This is a genomic window from Streptomyces sp. NPDC102514 (assembly GCF_055584525.1).
Map to the genome: position 1 here is coordinate 245,103 of NZ_JBVJLW010000010.1, position 2,591 is coordinate 247,693.

3 protein-coding genes are annotated in these 2,591 nt (G+C 70.0%); 2 read left to right on the forward strand and 1 reads right to left on the reverse strand.

Annotated features, from left to right (window positions below):
- Positions 1–220: 220 nt before the first annotated feature.
- Positions 221–865, forward strand: coding sequence for a TetR/AcrR family transcriptional regulator (locus ACZ60E_RS25910; RefSeq protein ID WP_469443439.1), 645 nt, complete (start codon positions 221–223; stop codon positions 863–865).
- Between the two features lie 85 nt (positions 866–950).
- Here the strand turns inward: ACZ60E_RS25910 and ACZ60E_RS25915 are convergent, their stop codons facing one another.
- Positions 951–1,556, reverse strand: a complete 606-nt coding sequence (locus tag ACZ60E_RS25915) for a TetR/AcrR family transcriptional regulator (RefSeq protein ID WP_469443440.1) — start codon at positions 1,554–1,556, stop codon at positions 951–953.
- Positions 1,557–1,751: 195 nt separating this feature from the next.
- On the opposite strand from ACZ60E_RS25915, the gene ACZ60E_RS25920 reads away from it, so the two are divergent.
- Positions 1,752–2,561: an alpha/beta fold hydrolase gene (locus tag ACZ60E_RS25920; RefSeq protein ID WP_469443443.1), complete on the forward strand. Its 810-nt coding sequence runs from the start codon at positions 1,752–1,754 to the stop codon at positions 2,559–2,561.
- The last annotated feature ends 30 nt before the right edge of the window (positions 2,562–2,591 follow it).

Below are 2,591 nucleotides of genomic sequence, written 5' to 3' on the forward strand. Positions count from 1 at the left end.
GCAGACGGGCGGGTTCGGTTCGCACGGGCGTCACACTTACCTACTGAGCGTTCGCTAAGACAGTAGAAGTAGTGGAGGGAACGGTCAACGCCTCGGGAGTGACCACCCTTGATGCACGCTCGGCCTCTTCCGCTGATCGATCGATAAGCGGCCATTTCCCGCGCACGGGATCCCGCCGACATACGATGTCACTCGCCACCGAGCCATCCGAGGAGCGCAGTTGAGCAGCGAACCGAGCCGGGCCGCCGTCGCCCCCGCGCAGCACTGGCGCTCGTACGGTCCGCTCGATCTGCACCCCATCCTCCTGCACGCCATGGAGGCCTTCAACGAGCATGGCTACCACGGCACTTCGGTGCGGGACATCGCCTCCCGGGTCGGCGTCACCGTGCCCGCGCTGTACTACCACTACGAGAACAAACAGGCCCTGCTCGCCACACTGCTGGAGACGTCCATGAGGGACGTCCTGGACCGCTGCCGGGCCGCGGCGGCCGAGGCGGGTGACGATCCACTGCCACGCTTCTGCGGCATGGTGGAGTCGATCGTGCTCTACATGGCCAACCGCAAGGGCATGGCCTTCCTGGACACGGAGATCCGCAGCCTGGAGCCCGAGAACCGCGCGCGCTATGTGGCGCTGCGCGACTATCTGCAGCACATGCTGCTGGACACCGTCCGGGCCGGCATCCGCGAGGGCGCGTTCACCACACCGATCCCGGCGGACGCGGTGCGCGCGATCCTCATCATGTGCCAGGGCGTGGCCAACTGGTACCGCGTCGACGGCCCCTTGACCGCCGACGAGGTCGCCGAGCGGCACGTCCTGCTCAGCCTCGGCACGGTGGGGTACGCGGGGCCGCGCACCGAGGGCTGACGTCCAAGGGCTGAGAGCTGAGAACTGAGGGCTGAGCTTTACGGGTCGAGCGTCGAGTGTCGCGCGACGATGAACGGCTCGGCGGTCACGCCGGCGGGTGGGTGGCGGCGCGGGTCAGCGAGACCGCGGTCCGCACGGCACTGGCGACGGCCTCGTCCGCTTCGAGCCCGCACAGGTCCGTGAGTACGAAGAGGGCTTCGGCGCTCACCACGACCGCCAGACCGCGCTTGAGCTGAGCGAACGCCTCCGGGTCGGCGGCGCCGAGCATGTCCTCCAGCGGGAGGAGCGCCTGGTCGATGAGCCCGAAGCGGATGCCGGGGCGGGCGGCCACCGCCTCCGGGCGGGTGACGGTGGCCGCGATCATCGCGCGCACCGACCCCTGCCTGGCGAGGATGCCGCGGAGCAGATAGTCGCAGGCGAACGCGATGCGCTCGACGGGATCGGCGGAGCCCGCCACCGGGGCGAGCGCCTCCTCGGGAGGCGGCCAGGCACCGGCCAACGCCTCACTGATCAGCGAGGGAAGGTCGGGGAAGTACCGGTAGGCGGTGGCCTCGGAGACGAGGGCGGCGCGGGCGATCGCGGGCATGGTCACCTCGGAGCCCGCGTCGATCAACTCACGTGCGGCCGACAGGATCGCCGTCCGCGTGCGCTGCTTCTGGTTGGTGCGGCCCGCACCGGCCTGGGTCGCCATCCCCGCGCTCCCTCTTCTCTCGTCGGCACTCGCACACCGTGACGGTCGCGGTCACGGTCACGGTCACGGTCACGGTCACCCACACGATAACAGCGGGTTCTCGGTATGAGAGTTCACTTGCATGACGATACTCGACCTCCGTAAGCTCCTGAGAGTCAGCTCTCATGAAGAGAGCGCACACTTGAGGAGCACCGCATGGCCGCCACCACCCACACGCTCAAGCTCGACCAGGGCACCGTCGACGTCACCGTCGACCTGCAGGGGCAGGAGGGGCGCCCGTTCCTGCTGCTGCACGGGGGCGGCGGTCCGCAGACCGTCACCCCGTTCGCCGGCTTCCTGGCCGGACAGCGGCCCGCGAGGGTCTTCACCCCTTTCCACCCTGGCTTCGGCGGCACGGTCCGCCCCGAGTGGCTGACCGATGTCCCGACCCTGGCCCAGGTCTACGCCCAGCTGCTTGAGGAGCTGGACCTGCGGGACGTGGCCGTGGTGGGCAACTCCATCGGCGGCTGGATCGCCGCCGAACTGGCGGCCCTGGGCAGCGGGCGGATCAGCAGCGTCACCCTCGTCAACGCGGTCGGCGTACGCGTCGAGGGTCATCCGATAGCCGACACGTTCTCGCTCACGCCGCCCGAGTTGGCCCGCCTCTCGTTCCACGACCTCTCGAAGTTCCGCTTCGACCCGAACGCCCTCTCCGACGAGCAGCGCGCGGTCATGGGGGCCAACCGTGCCGCGCTCCAGGTCTACTCGGGCCCGCACGACATGGCCGACCCCACACTGACCGACCGCCTGGCCAGGATCGGCCACCCGACCCTGGTCGCCTGGGGTGCGAGCGACCAGGTCGTGGACTCCGCCTACGGACGCGCGTACGCGCAGGCCATCCCCGGCGCGGAGTTCCGCCTGCTGGAGGGCACGGGCCACATGCCCCAGTCCGAGACGCCGGAACAACTCCTGCCGGTGGTCTGGGACTTCGCGACCTCCCACACCGCGGACCGCACCCACAACTGACCGGACGCCCCGCGGCGGCGAGGGACACGC

Excerpts from the sequence above, each read along its gene's own strand:
- ACZ60E_RS25915 (WP_469443440.1), bottom strand. The coding sequence starts at position 1,556 with ATGGCGACCCAGGCCGGTGCGGGCCGCACCAACCAGAAGCAGCGCACG.
- ACZ60E_RS25920 (WP_469443443.1), top strand. The coding sequence starts at position 1,752 with ATGGCCGCCACCACCCACACGCTCAAGCTCGACCAGGGCACCGTCGAC.